Genomic DNA, 17323 nt, shown 5'->3' on the forward strand with positions numbered 1-17323 from the left:
TCAGTCGACTCCGGAGTCGATGGCGGCGCGGTCGAGGGCCTCGTCCTCGTCGGACTCGACCTCTGGGTTGGACGAGATCGCTTGTGCCCCACCGGGACTCAGCTCACCCACGAGCTGGGTGTCACGCGCTGCGAGGCCGCCCTGCGCGGCGTACAGCTCGAGCTTGGCGCGAGTGTCGGCGATGTCAAGGTTGCGCATCGTGAGCTGTCCGATGCGGTCGGTCGGACCGAACGCGGCGTCCTCGGTGCGCTCCATCGAGAGCTTGTCCGGGTGGTAGGAGAAGTCCTCGCCGGTGGTGTTGACGACGGAGTAGTCCTCACCGCGGCGCAGTCGGATCGTCACTTCGCCGGTGACGACTGAGGCCACCCAGCGCAGCAGACCTTCGCGAATCATCAGCGACTGTGGGTCGAACCAGCGTCCCTCGTAGAGCAGGCGTCCGAGGCGGCGGCCGTCGACGTGGTACGCGGCGAGGGTGTCCTCGTTGTGGACCGCGTTGACGAGGCGCTCGTAGGCGATGAAGAGCAGGGCCATGCCGGGCGCCTCGTAGATGCCGCGCGACTTCGCCTCGATGATGCGGTTCTCGATCTGGTCGGACATACCGAGCCCGTGTCGACCGCCGATAGCGTTGGCCTCGTCGAACATGGCGACGACGTCGTCATAGGAGTGGCCGTTGATCGCGACGGGGCGACCACGCTCGAACCGGACCGTGACGTCCTCGGTCTCGATCTCGACAGCCGGGTCCCAGAACGCCACACCCATGATCGGCTCGACGGTCTCCAGCGACGTGTCGAGGTGCTCGAGGGTTTTGGCCTCGTGCGTCGCGCCCAGGATGTTGGCGTCCGTGGAGTACGCCTTCTCGGTGCTGTCGCGGTAGGGCAGATCGTGGGCGACGAGCCATTCGGACATCTCCTTGCGACCGCCGAGCTCGGTCACGAAGTCGGCATCCAGCCAGGGTTTGTAGATGCGTAGGCCCGGGTTGGCCAGCAGGCCGTAACGGTAGAAGCGCTCGATGTCGTTGCCCTTGAACGTCGAGCCGTCGCCCCAGATGGAGACGTTGTCCTCATGCATGGCTCGTACGAGCAGGGTGCCGGTGACAGCGCGGCCCAGGGGAGTGGTGTTGAAGTAGGTGCGGGTGCCGCTGCGGATGTGGAAGGCGCCGCACGCGATCGCGGCCAGACCCTCCTCGACGAGCTGAGCCTTGCAGTCGACCAGTCGCGCGAGCTCGGCGCCGTACTGGCCGGCCCGACCGGGCACGGAGTCGATGTCGGGCTCGTCGTACTGGCCGAGATCGGCCGTGTACGTGCAGGGGACGGCGCCCTTGTCACGCATCCATGCGACCGCAACAGAGGTGTCGAGACCGCCTGAGAAGGCGATGCCGACACGTTCACCGACAGGAAGGGAAGTCAGAACCTTGGACACGCGGGCCACACTAGAGCGCCGGGGCCGTGCATTGGGTGGTGGCCTCAGCGTTCGGACTGCAACATCAGTAGGGTTCACCGCATGCCTGTTCGCCTGACTACGGCCTCCTACCTCGTGCTCGGTCTGGTTGACATGCTGGGAGAGGCGTCGCCGTACGCCCTGAAGCAGGCAGCCGCCGACTATGTGGCTCCCTTCTGGTCCCTGCCGCACACCCAGATCTACGTGCAGGCGGACAAGCTGGTCGAGTCCGGTCTGCTGCGTCAGGACCAGGAGACCGACGGCCGCCGCCGCCGCATCCTCACGATCACCGAGGAGGGCCGGGAGGCGTTGAACTCCTGGCGCGCAGATCCGACCGCGGTCCCCGTCGAGGCTCGTGACCTCGGGCTGCTGAAGCTGTTCTTCGGCGCTGACTCGAAGGTCATCGGACCGGCTCAGGTCGAGCACCACTCACAACGGCTCGCCGGCTACGAGGAGATGAAGGCCGGCGGCTCGCGGATGCCGGACGGTGCCGCGGCGACCTTGGAGTTCGGGATCCGATACGAACGCGCACTCGTCGCGTTCTGGAGCACGCTGCTCGAGGTCCGCAAGCCCCGGTCGCCGCACAAACCGGACTGAAGGGTCTGGTCAGCCACTAGAGGCTTATGGTTCACTCTGAACGTTAAAACGTTCAGATTGGACCGTCCCCTGGGAGCTCACGTGACCCTCGTAGCCCGGCCCTCGCGCCGCCCGAAGATGTTCTGGATCGCCGTCTGGTCCCTGGTGATCGTCTCCGTCGCGTACGCCCCGATCGCGATGACCGCCATCTGGCCCTACGCCTCGCCCGGCGCACCGAGCCTCGGCCCCGACGCCCTCGCCTCAGCGACGTCGTACGACTACGTCCACACCGCGATCGTGGACCGCACGCCGGTCTACGACAAGAACATCCCGGCGCTGCTGGTGCACACCATCGGCGGCGGTCTGCTCATGGTGCTCGGCCCGGTGCAGCTGTTGAGCGCGGTCCGACGTCGCCGACGCCTGCACCGGATCGTCGGTGTGGTCTACGCCGTGACGGTGTTCGCGAGCATGATCGGCGCGCTGATCTACCTGATGACGACACCGATGGATGACGTCTTCAGCGGGCCAGTCTTCGCGATCGCGCTGACGACGATCCTCATCGGTACGGTCATGAGTGTCACCTTCGCGCTGGTGTCCCTGGCGCAAGGGCTCGTGCACATGCACTTCCGGTGGATGGCCCTGAACTATGCGTTCCTCATGACTGCGCCCGGCCTGCGAGGCGAGAGGTACCTGCTGAAGAAGTTCCACCCGGAGGCGAGCCTCGCCGAGGTCAACATGATGGCGATCATGCACCAGGCGGGCCTGGTCGTGGTGGCTGCACTGGTGGCTTCGCGGATGCTCGACACCCGGCGTACGGCACCCGGTGTCACGGGTACCTGGTTGCCCGGGCCGGCGTTCATCGGCGGCGGGTTCTTCTCGCTGGTCGCGTTCGTACCGATGGGTGTCGCCTTCCACAGCTGGGGTGCGGACGGGGACCGACTATTTCTCTACTTCGCCGTGCCGTATCTCGCGACAGCGGCGTTGATGACCTGGTGCATCCTGCGCACGCGGGCCCAAGGGAAGTCGCTGGCGCAGGAGGAGTGGCGCATCCAGCTCTTTCTGCTGTGCGGTGTGCCGGGCCTTGCGCTCTCGCTGGGGTTCGCGTTCCAGAGCCTGCTCGACCTGGACCCGGCGACTGCGCTCACCTCGGCGGTGGCCGTCAGCTGGGGCGTGTGCGCGTTCGGCGCCTTCCAGCTGATGGGTCTACGGCTCTGGCTCGGCCAGCGATCCGTGCGTCAGATACGCGCGACCGAAGCGGCCGTCGCCGCGCCTCAGCAGGAGCTGGTCGAGGCAGGCTGACGGGCTCATCGCTACGTTGAGCCCGTGCCTGACGACGACTTGTGTCCCTGCGGCAGCAACCGTTCGTACGACTCCTGCTGCGGCCCGCTGCTGAGCACCGAACGGCTCGCGGCGACTGCGGAGGAGCTGATGCGCTCGCGCTACACGGCCTACTTCTACGGCAACCGGGAGCACCTCTGGCGGACCTGGCATCCGCGTACGCGCCCTGCCGAGGTCGTCATCGACGCCGCCACCCGCTGGACCGGCCTGCGCATCGACGAGGTCGTGGGCGGGGGAGCAGACGACGACGAGGGCGTGGTCGAGTTCACTGCGAGCCACACCGGCGGCGCGCTCCACGAGCGGAGCACCTTCGCGCGACGGGGCGGTCGGTGGTTCTACCTCGACGCAGAGTGACCCTGCCGGCCCACGATGACGTCCAGGATCCAGACGGGGCGCTTGGGCGGGCCGTCCTGGTCGGGGTCGTCGATGCCGGCCGCCACGATCGCGTCCATCGCGGCGAAGCCGCTGATCTGGCGGCCCATGACGGTGTAGTTGGGCGGGATGTTGGCGAACGAGTGGACGATGAAGAACTCGCTGCCGTTGGTGCCCGGTCCTTGGTTGCCCATGGCGATCGTGCCGCGGGGGTAGGTCTCGGTGCCGTCCACCTCGTCCGGGAACTGGTAGCCCGGCCCGCCCTCCTCCTGCCGGATGAGGTCGCCGCACTGCAGCACCCCGAGCCGTGCGCTGTTGGTGAGGCGGAAGCACTGGCTCAGGGCGTAGAAGTGACTGCGCGCCAGGTGCACGAGGTTGCCGACCGCACATGGCGCGGTGTCGCGCTCGAGGCGGAACGTCATCGGCCCGTAGTTCGTGATGATGCTGACGTCGACCGTGCCATGCGACTTCTGCTTCTCATGCGGGATCCGCACAGGGCGTGCCGCCGGGCGGTCAGGAGTCGGTGTGAAGCTGCACACGGCGGGTCGGTGCCCTTTGTCTGCGGGCGCCGCGTCAGCGGCACCTGGCCATGCCGCTGTAACGCCGAGGGATGCGGTGAGAACGAGCGCAGCGAGTGAGGTGGGCCGGTGAGTTCGCATCTTCATGACGCTAGCGCCGCGTGCGTCTTGATGGGTTCAGCACGTTCGTCGGCCACCAGTGCCAGCCGTGACTCGCTCAGCCAGACGCTAGCGAGATGGAGCCGATGAACTGGCGTCGAACGTACCGGTGGCGTGCTGCGCACCAACGAGGTGCGGGCGAGCTGTGCGTCGAGCTCCCCCCCAATGCTCGAACTCCGCAAACGTCCGTTCTGGTCTCCGCCGGCGCAGCAAGAGGAAGTGGAGCAGTACTGCAGGCCCGATGAAGATCATGGCGGGCACGAGGCTGTCGAGAACTCCTAGCTCGAACCCGATGTGAATCAGGACGAGTCCACCGAGCGTCAGGGCCGCTCCGGTGACTGCATCTCGTCTCGAATGCGCTTTGGTCAGCACCAGCGGCCACAGGGTCGCCATGAGGATGTCACCGAGGCCGATCGCGGCCAAGTTTCCTCCGCTACCCCATCTGAGAACTGGAGTGAACGGCAGAGCCTCCACTCGCCCGTAGAAGTCCACCATCATCGGAAGAGCCCATGTCGCCACCAAGTCGTAGGCGACCAGGAACGCCGCGAGCATGGCTACGTTGCTCGTCCGCATCCCACCCTGGACCCAGGTGTTCGTCGCGCCAACCATGAGAAGGATCAACGCTGCCCCGTTGACCAGATCGAAGAGGGCTGAGTGTGATCCCAGCCCGAGACAGATGGACACGTCGGCGATCCCAAGTGTCAACGCCACGCAGGTACCACCTCGTGAGCCGACGACAGGAACCAAGGTCAAACGGATGAGCGCGGTTCCCAGGACAGCGAAGATCGATCCGACGATCCACCCAGGAAGGTGAAGATAGGCCACCGGGAGAACGATCACGAACACACTGATCAAGTAGACGTCGCTTCGATTCACGACGCCGACTGGCGGCCGATCCATGCGGTAACGCAGTAGGTAGATGACACTGGCGACGATCGCAAGGACAACGCCCCCGATTACCATGGCGAAACTCAACGCAGCTCCCAGGTCCCTAGCGCATCATGTCGGACAGGAATCGTCTCCCGAAGCAATGCGCGGTTAAGCATTCGGTGGGGGATGGACGAGGGGTTCCGGTGACCGATGACGCGCTTGACGGGGAGACCTCGGCGGGTCGCTTCGAGCTCGAGGCGATCGATCAATGGCGGTGGGCACGGGGAGCCGATGTGCAGAATGACCTCGTTGCCGTCCGGCTCGATGCCATAGGAGACGGCGAGCGGAATCGGTGGTTCTCCATGGAGCAGCTCAAGGATGTCTCGCTCGAAGATGCGTTCCGCGTCTATTGAGGGGCGCAGACCCTCACGGCCCAATGGCAGTGACGTCGCCTCCAGCCCCGAGAGCTCACATCCGAGATCGGACTGGTCCAGAACCCGTACTAGGTCCCCGGTGACCATTCGAAGCACGACAGTTGTTTCGCGATAGGGAATGAACGGGGTCATCACCAGGACCCCGATCGAGCCGGGCCTTGCCGGGGTCAGCGAATCAGGATCGAGAGTCTCGACGAGCCCGGTGTCGGACGCGAAGTGAAGGTGGCCGCTTCCGCAGGCCATCCCGGTCATCGGGAATGTCTCGGTCATGGCGTACGCCTCGGTCACTCGGGCGCCGAAGAATCCTTCCGCCTCCTGCTTCAGATGAGCTGTGAGGACCTCACCTCCACAGAGGATCTGCTCGAGCTGGAAGTCGGTGCTCGAAAACCTTCCTGCGCGGGCGGTGTCGAGGAGAGCACCGAGATAACTCGGGCAGGTGATGAGAACGCTTGGCTTGTCCTTCTTTCCCCGGACGCCGATTGGTTGGCTCAGGTTAAACAGGGCCTGCTGGGGATCGATCACTCCTACAAACTGCGACGCGACACCTGCCATTTCTAGAGCGCGTAGCATGGAGCGAACGGCCACGACCGAGCGACCGCTGACGCAGATGGTCACGAGATCTTCGTTTCGAAGGCGGTTAACGGCCAGATAAGCGATTGCCGAGTACGCGGCCGCAAGGTCGAGTTCGTATGTCGAGAACCAGCACACAGCCGGACGGCCGGTCGTCCCCGTGGTCGTTGCGCGCAGCGCTGGTCGAGCAGCCGAGCTGACGAAGTCACTCGGCCTGGATCTCAGGGCTGCTTTTGAGGTGGGCGGGACGGCGTCGAGATTGTCGAGGGTGAGGTCGTCAAGATCAACACCGAGATCGTTGAAGAGATCGCCGTAGAAAGTTGTCGTCCTGCCGGCGTTCTGGGCCGTGCGCCGCCAACCCTTCTCCTTCATTCGTTGCCGGATGTCGGGATCGAGCGGGCGAGCCATCGCCTCCGAGAACTGCTCGTCATTGACGTCGCCGAACTCATCGAGCGTGGCCCTCAGCTGAGTCACCAGGGCGGACACGTCTTCTGGCCGAATGTGACGCCCTGATGCCACGGCAAGCCCGTGACGGACCTGTCGCCATGCTGTGTCGATCATCTGTCATCCCCAGTTTGATTCGATTTCTCGGGGCGGCGCGAACGGCAGTCGCGCCGCCCCTTGCACGTCAGACGTGAATACCGCCGAACATCGTTGCGGTGAAGGAGTTCAGGACGTACTTCATGTGACGAAGGGAAATCTTCATGGTGCACCTCCTCTCGAACGCGGACCGGGTGGACACATCGAATGTATGCAACATGTCGGCGATTCAACGCTCCGCTTCCTGTTCAGGAAGTCTTCCTTGACAAGGCTCCGTCGCGGCCAACGCAGGCTGGTGCACTCACGGGTCACCTGACCAAGCTGGCGCGGGTTCGTGAATGTCGTTCGCACCTGTCTCGTCCTGGCCCGTACGATGGCGGCGTCCTGGGCGGCGGGGTGACGACCCGCCAGGTGCGCGATCGGCGTACCGGCCCTGGACCGCGCGTTCGGCGACACCGACGAGAGGCCGAGGACTCCTCGGCAAAGGTGTGGTGGCACCGCGATCTGGCCCCCGCCCACACCTTCAGGGCTGCCGTTCTCGGAGGCAGCCCTTGCGGACCTCTGAGACCTGATCTCGAGAGGACAACGCACATGATGCGAACACACGACGCCGGCAGCCTGCGTTCCGGCGACGCCGGGACGACCGTGACTCTGGCGGGCTGGGTGGCCCGCCGCCGCGACCACGGGGGAGTGGCCTTCCTGGATGTCCGCGACGCCAGCGGATTCGTTCAGGTGGTGGCGCGCGACGAGGTGCTCACCGGTGCGGCTCATGGCCTGCGCAACGAGTACTGCGTGCAGGTGACCGGCACCGTCACGCCGCGCGACCCCAAGGACGTCAACCCCGACCTGCCGACCGGCGAGATTGACGTGGTGGCCGACAAGATCGAGGTGCTCTCGGCGTCGGCGCCGCTGCCGTTCCAGATCGACGAGCGCGTCAACGTCGGAGAGGAGGCTCGCCTCAAGTACCGCTATCTGGACCTGCGTCGTCCAGCGCCTGGCGAGGCGATCCGGTTGCGCTCCAAGGTCAACGCTGCTGCGCGTTCTGTGCTGGCGGAGCGCGACTTCGTCGAGATCGAGACGCCGACTCTGACCCGGTCGACGCCCGAGGGCGCACGCGACTTCCTCGTGCCCGCGCGCCTTGCGCCCGGCAGCTGGTACGCCCTCCCGCAGAGCCCGCAGCTGTTCAAGCAGCTGCTCATGGTCGCTGGGATGGAGCGCTACTACCAGATCGCCCGCTGCTACCGCGACGAGGACTTCCGCGCCGACCGGCAGCCGGAGTTCACCCAGCTCGACATCGAGATGTCGTTCGTCGAGCAGTCCGACATCATCGAGCTCGGTGAGTCGATCGCGAAGGCTCTCTGGAAGGTCGTCGGCGTCGACCTGCCGACGCCGTTCCCGCAGATGACCTACGCCGACGCGATGGCGCGCTACGGCTCCGACAAGCCCGACCTGCGGTTCGAGAACGAGCTCGTCGAGTGCACGGATCTCTTCAAGGACACCACCTTCCGGGTGTTCCAGGCGCCGTACGTCGGCGCCGTGGTCATGCCCGGCGGTGCCGCTCAGCCGCGTAAGAAGCTCGACGCGTGGCAGGAGTGGGCCAAGCAGCGCGGGGCGAAGGGTCTGGCGTACGTCCTCGTGCAGGAAGACGGGACGCTCACCGGTCCCGTCGCGAAGAACCTCACCGAGGCCGAGATCGCAGCGCTGCCAGGGCATGTCGGCGCCAAGCCGGGCGATTGCATCTTCTTCGGCGCAGGCGAGGCGAAGTCGTCACGAGCGCTGCTCGGCGCGGCCCGCCTCGAGATCGGCAAGCGCTGCGAGCTGATCGACGAGTCGGCCTGGTCGTTCCTGTGGGTGCTGGACGCTCCGTTGTTCGAGCCGGCTGCGGACGCGGTCGCCTCGGGTGACGTCGCGGTCGGTGCTGGCAAGTGGACCGCAGTGCACCACGCGTTCACCATGCCGAAGGCCGAGTTCGTCGACACCTTCGACGCCGAGCCGGGCGAGGCCCTCGCGTACGCGTACGACATGGTCTGCAACGGCAACGAGATCGGCGGTGGCTCAATTCGTATCCACCGCAAGGACATTCAGGAGCGAGTGTTCAAGGTGATGGGTCTGTCCGAGGAGGAGGCCCAGGAGAAGTTCGGCTTCCTCCTGGACGCGTTCGCCTTCGGCGCGCCCCCGCACGGCGGCATCGCGTTCGGCTGGGACCGCATCTGTGCGCTCCTGTCGGGCACGGACTCGATCCGCGAGGTGATCGCGTTCCCGAAGTCCGGTGGAGGCTACGACCCGCTGACCGCCGCGCCCGCCCCGATCACGCCGGCCCAGCGCAAGGAGGCGGGCGTCGACGCCAAGCCCGAGCCGAAGTCCGAAGCGGCCGGTCGGCCGGCGCCTGTCGAGGCGGCGAAGGCTTGAGGTTGAAGCAGATTCGGGCCGTGCTGTGGGACGCCGATGGCGTCCTGCAGCACGGCCACCCGGCCCCCGGCCACTCTGGAGCAGCCGAGGTCCGCGGGTGGCCGGAACGGCTGAACGATATGGGTGGCCCAGACTTCGCCGACGCTCTCTTCGCAGCGGAGAAGGCGCCGCTGCGGGGTGAGGAGCCATTCCGACCCGCAGTCGAACGGCTGCTGATCGACCGCGGCTTGTCCGTGTCGCCGGAGGATGTGCTGGCGCTGTGGGACGACGTGCACGTGGACTCTGAAGCGTTCGACGTAGTGGATCGTGTTCGTGCGCAAGGCATCTCGTGCGCCCTCGCCACCAATCAGCAGGATCATCGAGTGCGGCTGATGCGCGACACGCTCGGATACGACGCGCACTTCGATCGCACCTACTACTCCAGCGAGGTTGGTGCGATGAAACCCGAGCCCGAGTACTTCAGGCGGGTGCTCGCCGATCTCGAGCTGCCTTCGGAGGCAACGCTGTTCATCGATGACAGTGCTGCCAACGTGGAGTCGGCAAGTGTGCTCGGGATCATCGCTGAGAGGCATGACCCACGGGCGGGTGTGGCAGGTCTGCGAACGCTCCTGGCCCGGCACGACATCCTGGTCTAGGTGAGGCGCCGGCTCGCCCAGGCGTGGGCGAGCCGGTAGCCGAGCCCGACGTACACCCGGTGTGCAGTGTCGTTGTCGGCGTTCACGCCCAGGGTGCACACACCGTCTTGACGGACGGCAGTCCTGGTCAGGGCCCCTGTCATCGCGAGACCGAGCCGACGTCCTCGGTGATCCGGATGGACCACGATGCCGGTCAGGTGAGGTGCGCCAGCCGTGGTGCGGTGCATCGCGGCGGCCGCGATCAGCTCGCCGCCGGACCGCACTCCGACCCATCGCTCAGTGGTGCCTTCGCCGGGCTCGGACTCCGCTGACGGATTGCCGATCTCGTTGAGTCGCAGCACATCTCGTGCGTCGCGGCGGTCATCGAGCTCGGTCAGAAGGGCCTCCTCCGCCAGAACCGCCGGTTCATCCGTCGTCCACATCCAGTCCCAGTCGCCGCCGGTGCCGACATCGACATGGCGACGGAGGACGGGTTCGAGGGGGCGTTCGACCGTGACGGCGCCGGCGACCTCGGGAAGTCCGTGAGCGGTGTACCACTCGATCAGGGCCTCGACATCGTCGGCAGGGCCCACGAACGTCAGGGACGGCCGACGCAGTCGGGACTTGGGGATCCGGACCAGAGCGACGGCCCGACCCAACGCCACCGGGGGCACGAGGGTCGGCAGCCGGATGTCGTAACGCACGAAGGGGTCGCCCTGGGTGTGCTCGAGGACTGATGCCGGATCGGTGAGCTCGGTGACGTCAGCCAGGGGGAGAGAGTCAGTCACGGCGGATAGCGTGTCAGACGTGACCGTTGACGACCTGTTCGCCTCCGCGCCCACGAGTGAGGACGTGACGCCTCCGCTCGCCGTGCGGATGCGACCCCGCACCCTCGATGAGGTTCGTGGGCAGCAGGAGGTCCTGCGCGCCGGAAGTCCGCTTCGGCGCCTGGTCGAGGGAGCCAAGGGCGCGGCCGGCCCGATGTCGGCCATCCTGTGGGGACCTCCGGGCACGGGCAAGACGACCCTGGCTCACCTCGTGGCGGGGGCAAGCGAGAGATCGTTCGTCGAGCTGTCCGCGATCAACGCCGGGGTCAAGGACGTGCGCGCCGTGATGGACCAAGCGGCCCGCAGCCGGGATCTCTACGGCCGTCAGACCGTGCTCTTCCTGGATGAGATCCACCGGTTCAGCAAGGCCCAGCAGGACGCCCTGCTCCCAGGTGTTGAGAACCGCCTCATCGTGCTCGTCGCGGCTACCACCGAGAACCCGTCATTCAGCGTGATCGCGCCGTTGCTCTCGCGCTCGATGCTCGTGCGACTCACGTCCTTGGACGACGGCGACGTCGCCGAGCTGATCGATGCCGCGGTGGCCGAGGAGCGCGGTCTCGACGGGGCCTTCGAGCTCGACGAGGCGGCCCGTGACCACCTGGTGCGGATGGCCGGCGGCGATGCTCGCATGGCACTCACCGCCCTCGAGGCTGCGGCCGGCGTCGCCGAGGACGCCGCGTCGGACAAGTCTCCGACACCGATCTCGGTGGGCCAGGTCGAGCAGGCAGTGGCAACCGCGGCGGTGCGCTACGACCGGGCCGGCGACCAGCACTACGACGTGGCCAGCGCCCTGATCAAGTCGATGCGCGGCAGCGACGTGGACGCTGCGCTGCACTACCTCGCACGGATGCTGGAGGCGGGGGAGGACCCGCGATTCATCGCTCGGCGCATCGTGATCGCGGCGAGTGAGGACGTCGGTATGGCCGATCCGACGGCACTGCAGACCGCGGTGGCCGCCATGCACGCCGTGGCGCAGATTGGTATGCCCGAGGCGCGAATCATCCTGGGACAGGCGGTGGTTCACAACGCTGTCGCTCCGAAGTCGAACGCGAGCTATCGAGGCATCAACGCCGCCATTGCTGACGTACGCGAGGGTCGGGGCGGCGCCGTACCTCCCCATCTGCGTGGGTCGGGCTACGCCGGGGCCGATCGTCTGGGTCATGGCGATGGATACCGCTACTCGCACGACGAGCCGGGCGGCGTCGGGCCTCAGCAGTACCTGCCCGACGACCTGATCGACGCCGACTACTACCAGCCCACCGACCGCGGCTGGGAGAGCAACCTCGGTCCCCGCTGGCAGCAGCTGCGTAGCACGATCCGCGGAGGCGACGGCACAAACTGACGAAATGTATGCCCAACGGTGGGTCCGCACTTACCATGTCCGATGGTCGTGCCAGTTGAATGGTCGCCGCGCCTGAGCCCCGGACAATGACGTCCGTCCGTGTGGGCCCCGCTCCTGCGGCTTACGACAGAACACCAAGGAGAAGTCTTTATGCGTCGCTGGACCAAGGTCTGGGCACTCGCCGGGTCGGCGACCCTGGCACTCGCTGCGTGTGGTGGTGGTTCCGCGGACGACAGCTCGTCCAGCGACGACGGGCAGATCCAGCAGGCATCAGCCCAGCTCGATCCCACCGCCATGGGTCCCGCTCCCATCCCCTCGGGGGCAAAGACCGGGGGCACGCTGCGGCTGGCGTTCGCCAACGTTCCCGAGACCCTCGACCCGACTCGGGTCTACTACCGCGACGCGAGCGCCATCCTGGGCCAGCTTGTGGTGCGCAGCCTTACCAACTGGAAGGTCGAGAACGGACAGTCGGTGCTCGTACCCGACCTGGCCACCGACCTGGGGCGGCAGTCCGAGGACGGGCTCAGCTGGACGTTCACCCTGAAGAAGGGTCTGAAGTACGCCGACGGGTCGCCGATCCGGGCTCGGGACATCGTCTACGCGACCGAACGATCCTTCGCCACCGAGGAGCTGCCGGACGGGCCGTCCTACAACCTCGAGTACTTCAAGGGCGGCTCGACCTACAAGGGTCCCTACAAGGACAAGAAGCCGTTCGAAGGGGCGACGGCACCGGATGACCGGACCGTCGAGTTCCACCTGACCAAGCGGTGGGAGACCTTCCCGTACTACGCGAGCTTCAGCCAGATGGCGCCGATTCCGCAGCAGCTCGACACTGGGGCCGACTACGGGCGCAACCCGATGGCGTCCGGGCCCTACATGTTCGACACGTACAGCAAGAACCAGCTGAAGCTGCGCAAGAACCCGCAGTGGGTCGCCAGCTCCGATCCCGCCCGGCGACAGCTGGTCGACGCCTTCATCTTCACGTTCGGCGCAGATGTGGTCCCGACCCAGGAGGGCATCCTCGCGAGCAACGGCAAGGACGCCACCACGCTCAACACCGATCCGGTCGACTCCAGCCTGGTCAGCCGGGTCAAGGGTCCTGCGTCCAAGCAGCTGGTGACCGGTCCGGACCCGTGCGTGACGTACTTCAACTTGGACACCCGCAAGATCCCACTGTCCGTGCGCAAGGCGTTCGCGCTCGCATATCCCTACGACGCGGTCCGCAAGGCCGGCGGAGACACGTCGTTGTCGGTCAGCCCGGCGACGTCGTACATCGCGCCGCAGGTCCCCGGCTTCAAGAGGTACGCCCCGGTCAACGGCATGACGGGGGAGGGCAACGGCGATCCCGTCGCGGCGAAGAAGGCCCTCGAGCAGGCCGGACAGCTCGGCTTCGACCTGTCGTACTACTACATCAACGACGACCCGCAGCAGGCGCAGATCAACGCGGTGCTGAAGCAGAAGCTCGAGCAGGCCGGGTTCCAGGTGCGCGACATCGGCGTCTCCAAGGACGTGATCCGCAAGAAGCGGGCCGACTCCAGCGGCGCCGCGGCCAACACGCAGAGCGGGCCTCAGGGTTGGTGCTACGACTGGGCCGTGGGTGACTCGGTCTATCCGCCTCTGTTCAGCTCCGCCGTGCTGCGCTCGGGCCAGAGCGTCGGGTTCCTCTCGGATCCGGCCCTGGATGCCGAGATGCGACGGATCTCAGCGCTACCGGCGACCGAGCAGGGTGCCCAGTGGAGCAAGTTCGACGAGAGGCTCGCACGCGACTACCTGCCGTCGGTGCCGGTGAGCTACGGCAAAGCCAACTACCTGTTCGGCACCAAGGTGCACAACGTCGTGAACGACCCCAACCGCGGGTGGCCGGACATGGCGCAGATCTGGGTCGGCTGAGTCGACCGCTCTCGTACGCCGGTGCCGGATCTCGTGTCTGGTGCCGGCGTCGTGCTGCGCGGCCCGCTGGCCGATCTACAAGGTCACGGCACGGTCTCCTCGGTCCAGACGGAGTCCGATAGCCCAGGACCCTCCCAACGACCTCATTCACGTAGGAATGCTACGGACCCGAGTGAGGTGTTCGACGAATCGCGTCTGGATTCCGGTGAACGTGAAAAGTGTTGCAGCAGTAGGCAGTTCGAGCGCGCGACTCCGACCTACGCCATCGGAGGATGGTCATCTGGGCTGCCCAGTCGCGCCCAGGAAGAGTCAGCACGAATCAGAAGACCGCGGTTCCACAAACAAGGTAACGATTGGGTGTCCGTGCGCCGTACGGGGATGGCGACCGACGGGGGCTGTGGCACATTTCTGCGGGTGGCGCCGACCGGCGTCAGACGTGGGTCGATTCCGATCCACGCACCACCTCGACAGCTGGCGACTAGAGCGCAGCGAGACGTCACGGAGGCCGAATTGAGTCTGGGAGCAGGCACTGAGGCGACGATCATCGCCGCGGGCGAGGACCAGGCCACTCCAGGGCCCGCGCCACGCGAAGGGCGCTCTCCGACGCAGATCGCTCTGGAGCGGTTGCGCAAGGACAAGTTCGCGATGGCTTCTGTGGCCGTCATCGTCCTGTTCATCCTCGTGGGCGTGTTTGCCCCGGTGCTCACCTCTTTGGTGGGCGTCAACGACCAGGCGGACAACAGCACGCTGGACTTCAACGGGCTCCCGCTGTTCCAGTACAGCAGTGCACACCCGTTCGGAGTGGAGTCGGGCACCGGGTACGACTTGTTCTACAAGTGGGCCTACGGAGCGCGCCCATCTCTGATCATTGGCATCGTTGCGGCCGCGCTGACGGTGCTCGTTGGAGCGGCCCTCGGGTTGATCTCGGGCTTTCTCGGCGGCTGGGTCGACCGGGTGATCAACTGGTTCGTCGACTTCATCCTGTCGCTGCCGTTCATCCTCATGGTGATCGCGCTCGTGCCGATCCTGATCAACCGCTTCGGCAACCCGGACAGTCTGGGATTCGTGCCCCCGGAGAAACAAGCGAATATTCGCTTCGGCGCGATCATCTTCGTGCTGGTGCTCTTCTCCTGGCCGACAGTCGCCCGTCTCGTCCGCGGTGAGGTGCTCTCGCTGCGTGAGCGCGAGTTCGTCCAAGCGGCTCGTTCGCTGGGTATGCCGACCAGCCGCATCATCCGCAAGGAGCTGTTGCCCAACCTGCTCGGCCCGATCTTGGTGAATCTCTCGGTGCTGATCCCGGCTTTCATCTCGGTCGAGGCGGCCCTGTCCTACCTCGGCGTCGGGCTCCAGCCACCCATCAATTCCTGGGGGCAGACGATCTCGGCGGGCTCAGCGCAGTTCGACACTTATCCACTGTGGATGTGGGTGCCGGCGATCAGCGTGTCTCTGCTGGTGCTCGCGTTGAGCCTGTTCGGAGACGCCGTCTCGGATGCCTTCAACCCTCAGACCCGTCGCTAACACGACCTGAATACGACACATCACACAACAACACCGACCAGGCCCGGGGGCTGTACCCGAGCCGTCCCGGTCCGCCGGGAGACACGAAGGAGATCACTATGCGCTGGACCAAGGTCCTCGCGTTCACCGCAGCGGGTGCGTTCACCCTCACGGCCTGTGGCGGAGGCGGCTCGGATGACAAGGGCACGGGCAGCAAGCCCGGAAACCAGCCCACCAACGAGTACGCAGGCGTTCCCGCGAGCGCCGCGCTCCAGCCGAACGCCAAGGGTCCGGCGGCCGTGCCGGCGGGCGCGAAGAAGGGCGGCACATTCACGCTCAACGCGCAGGCGATTCCTGAGAACATGGACCCGTCGACGGAGTACTTCCAGGACTCGGCGATGATCCTGCGGCTGACGACCCGCACGCTCACGCAGTACAAGGTGCAGCCCGACGGCAAGTCGGTCCTGGTGCCGGACATGGCGACCGACCTCGGTCAGCAGTCCAAGGACGGTCTGACCTGGAAGTTCACGCTCAAGAAGGGCCTCAAGTACGAGGACGGCACGCCGATCAAGGCGTCGGACGTCGAGTACTCGGTGCTGCGGTCGTTCGAGACTGCTGCAATGCCCGGTGGTCCCACCTATCAGATGGAGTACCTGAAGGGCGGGGACGCCTACAAGGGTCCGTGGACGCAGCCTGGGGCGAAGTTCCCGGGCATCGAGACCGATGACGCGACTGGCGTGATCACCTTCCACATGGCCAAGAAGGTGCTGGACTTCCCGTACTTCACCGCCTTCACCATGTTTGGTGCCATCCCGAAGGCCAAGGACACCAAGACCAACTACCAGCTGCACTGGGTTTCCACGGGTCCCTACAAGATCCAGAAGTACACCAAGGGCTCGGGACTGACGCTCGTCAAGAACACCAACTGGGACCCGGCGACGGACCCGGCACGTATGCAGCTGCCAGACACGATCCAGTTCAACTTCGGCAAGGACGAGGCGGCCACGGCGAAGGCCATCATGGCCAGCAACGGTCCGGACGCGACCACGCTGACCTATGACGGCGTCGACGCCTCGGTCCTCAAGGACGCCACCGGTTCCAAGAAGAACCAGGTCATCAGCGGGCCGAGCCCGTGCACCAGCTGGACCGGCGCTTCGCTGGACACCCAGAAGATTCCACTCGAGGTGCGACGCGCGATCCAGGTGGCGTGGCCCACCCGGAAGCTGATGCAGGCCACCGGTATCACCCAGTTCGACGCGGCCCCCGGTGGGTCGATCGGCGCACCGCAGGTCCCGGGCTTCAAGGACCTGCCGGCCGCGGGTCAGCCCGTGACGGGCAACGGCGACGCAGCCAAGGCCAAGGAGATGCTGAAGAAGGCCGGCAAGCTCGGCTTCACCCTGTCGTACTACTTCACCAACGACAAGGAGTCGACCAAGAAGGCACAGTCCGTGCGCCAGCCGGCGCTGGAGGCAGCCGGCTTCACGGTCAAGGCCATCGGTGTTCCCGGTAGCCAGCTGCGGGCCAAGATCAAGGACCCGAAGGCGCCGACCAACATGGGTAACGGTGTCGGCACCGGCTGGTGCTTCGACTGGCCGTCCGACAGCTCGGTCTACCCGGCCATCTTCAACAGCAAGCTGGCCCCCAACACGGGCGTCGGCAACGTGAAGCTGCCGTGGTTGGACGCGGAGATGAACACGATCTCCAACCTTCCGCTTGACCAGCAGGGTCCGAAGTGGAGTGAGCTGGACAAGAAGATCCGCGAGCAGGTTGTCCCCGCCGTCGTGATGTACGCCGGTAAGGGCTCGGCGATCTTCGGCACCAAGGTGCACAACGCGAAGATCGACCCGAACGCTGGTGTGCCCGACCTGACGACCATCTGGGTCGGCTGACGAATCCCGTCACATGACTCTCGGCCGGGGCGGGACATCCC

General features: G+C 66.1%; 14 protein-coding genes. 9 read left to right on the forward strand and 5 right to left on the reverse strand.

Translation table 11 applies throughout. The features are described 5' to 3' along the window. The gene (argG, locus tag VV02_RS13745) at positions 1 to 1419 is read right to left on the reverse strand and encodes an argininosuccinate synthase (protein WP_052592290.1); all 1419 of its coding nucleotides are present in this window, start codon (positions 1417 to 1419) and stop codon (positions 1 to 3) included. An 81-nt stretch (positions 1420 to 1500) separates the two neighbouring features. On the opposite strand from argG, the gene VV02_RS13750 reads away from it, so the two are divergent. From VV02_RS13750 to VV02_RS13760, 3 genes are all read left to right on the forward strand, one after another. After that, positions 1501 to 2034: a PadR family transcriptional regulator gene (locus tag VV02_RS13750; protein ID WP_218917413.1), complete on the forward strand. Its 534-nt coding sequence runs from the start codon at positions 1501 to 1503 to the stop codon at positions 2032 to 2034. 81 nt (positions 2035 to 2115) lie between these two features. Further along, positions 2116 to 3312: a DUF2306 domain-containing protein gene (locus VV02_RS13755; RefSeq protein WP_157063407.1), complete on the forward strand. Its 1197-nt coding sequence runs from the start codon at positions 2116 to 2118 to the stop codon at positions 3310 to 3312. A 24-nt stretch (positions 3313 to 3336) separates the two neighbouring features. Continuing rightward, the gene (locus VV02_RS13760; protein ID WP_052592294.1) at positions 3337 to 3705 is read left to right on the forward strand and encodes a YchJ family protein; all 369 of its coding nucleotides are present in this window, start codon (positions 3337 to 3339) and stop codon (positions 3703 to 3705) included. Here the strand turns inward: VV02_RS13760 and VV02_RS13765 are convergent. The 3 genes from VV02_RS13765 to VV02_RS13775 all read right to left on the reverse strand — a co-directional run bounded on the left by VV02_RS13765 (position 3687) and on the right by VV02_RS13775 (position 6835). Beyond that, complete coding sequence (locus VV02_RS13765; RefSeq protein ID WP_218917414.1) at positions 3687 to 4382, reverse strand: peptidylprolyl isomerase; 696 nt, start codon at positions 4380 to 4382, stop codon at positions 3687 to 3689. The genes VV02_RS13760 and VV02_RS13765 overlap by 19 nt on opposite strands. A gap of 87 nt (positions 4383 to 4469) precedes the next feature. Then, complete coding sequence (locus VV02_RS13770; protein WP_157063408.1) at positions 4470 to 5375, reverse strand: hypothetical protein; 906 nt, start codon at positions 5373 to 5375, stop codon at positions 4470 to 4472. Continuing rightward, positions 5372 to 6835 carry an AMP-binding protein gene (locus tag VV02_RS13775; RefSeq protein ID WP_083450153.1) on the reverse strand — a complete coding sequence of 488 codons (1464 nt, stop codon included), beginning with the start codon at positions 6833 to 6835 and terminating at the stop codon, positions 5372 to 5374. The genes VV02_RS13770 and VV02_RS13775 overlap by 4 nt, the downstream gene beginning before the upstream one ends. Positions 6836 to 7405: 570 nt before the next feature. Between VV02_RS13775 and aspS the strand changes: the two genes are divergently transcribed. Together aspS and VV02_RS13785 are read left to right on the forward strand one after the other, a co-directional pair. Continuing rightward, entirely contained in the window at positions 7406 to 9223 is a 1818-nt protein-coding gene (gene aspS / locus VV02_RS13780; RefSeq protein ID WP_052592303.1) for an aspartate--tRNA ligase, read from the forward strand. A 2-nt stretch (positions 9224 to 9225) separates the two neighbouring features. After that, complete coding sequence (locus tag VV02_RS13785) at positions 9226 to 9858, forward strand: HAD family hydrolase (RefSeq protein ID WP_052592305.1); 633 nt, start codon at positions 9226 to 9228, stop codon at positions 9856 to 9858. On the opposite strand, the gene VV02_RS13790 is transcribed toward VV02_RS13785, so the two are convergent. Beyond that, positions 9855 to 10625, reverse strand: coding sequence for a GNAT family N-acetyltransferase (locus VV02_RS13790; protein ID WP_052592308.1), 771 nt, complete (start codon positions 10623 to 10625; stop codon positions 9855 to 9857). The two genes, VV02_RS13785 and VV02_RS13790, sit on opposite strands and share 4 nt — an antisense overlap. A gap of 19 nt (positions 10626 to 10644) precedes the next feature. Between VV02_RS13790 and VV02_RS13795 the strand changes: the two genes are divergently transcribed. The 4 genes from VV02_RS13795 (at position 10645) to VV02_RS13810 (ending at position 17282) form a co-directional block, all read left to right on the forward strand. After that, on the forward strand, positions 10645 to 12006 hold the full coding sequence (locus tag VV02_RS13795) for a replication-associated recombination protein A (protein ID WP_052592311.1): 1362 nt from the start codon (positions 10645 to 10647) through the stop codon (positions 12004 to 12006). Between the two features lie 150 nt (positions 12007 to 12156). Then, a complete protein-coding gene (locus VV02_RS13800) occupies positions 12157 to 13896 on the forward strand; it encodes an ABC transporter substrate-binding protein (RefSeq protein ID WP_052592313.1) in 1740 nt (579 codons plus the stop codon). 510 nt (positions 13897 to 14406) lie between these two features. Beyond that, positions 14407 to 15414 (forward strand): ABC transporter permease, encoded by a 1008-nt coding sequence (locus VV02_RS13805; protein ID WP_245633075.1) that lies wholly within the window; start codon positions 14407 to 14409, stop codon positions 15412 to 15414. Between the two features lie 98 nt (positions 15415 to 15512). After that, entirely contained in the window at positions 15513 to 17282 is a 1770-nt protein-coding gene (locus tag VV02_RS13810; protein ID WP_052592316.1) for an ABC transporter substrate-binding protein, read from the forward strand. Positions 17283 to 17323 lie beyond the last annotated feature (41 nt).

The sequence above is a fragment of the Luteipulveratus mongoliensis genome (assembly GCF_001190945.1).
Taxonomy (GTDB): Bacteria; Actinomycetota; Actinomycetes; order Actinomycetales; family Dermatophilaceae; genus Luteipulveratus; species Luteipulveratus mongoliensis.

Bases quoted from the DNA above. Each gene is read 5' to 3' on its own strand.
- VV02_RS13750 (WP_218917413.1), top strand. From the start codon at position 1,501: ATGCCTGTTCGCCTGACTACGGCCTCCTACCTCGTGCTCGGTCTGGTT.
- VV02_RS13765 (WP_218917414.1), bottom strand. From the start codon at position 4,382: ATGCGAACTCACCGGCCCACCTCACTCGCTGCGCTCGTTCTCACCGCA.
- VV02_RS13775 (WP_083450153.1), bottom strand. From the start codon at position 6,835: ATGATCGACACAGCATGGCGACAGGTCCGTCACGGGCTTGCCGTGGCA.
- aspS (WP_052592303.1), top strand. From the start codon at position 7,406: ATGATGCGAACACACGACGCCGGCAGCCTGCGTTCCGGCGACGCCGGG.
- VV02_RS13800 (WP_052592313.1), top strand. From the start codon at position 12,157: ATGCGTCGCTGGACCAAGGTCTGGGCACTCGCCGGGTCGGCGACCCTG.
- VV02_RS13810 (WP_052592316.1), top strand. From the start codon at position 15,513: ATGCGCTGGACCAAGGTCCTCGCGTTCACCGCAGCGGGTGCGTTCACC.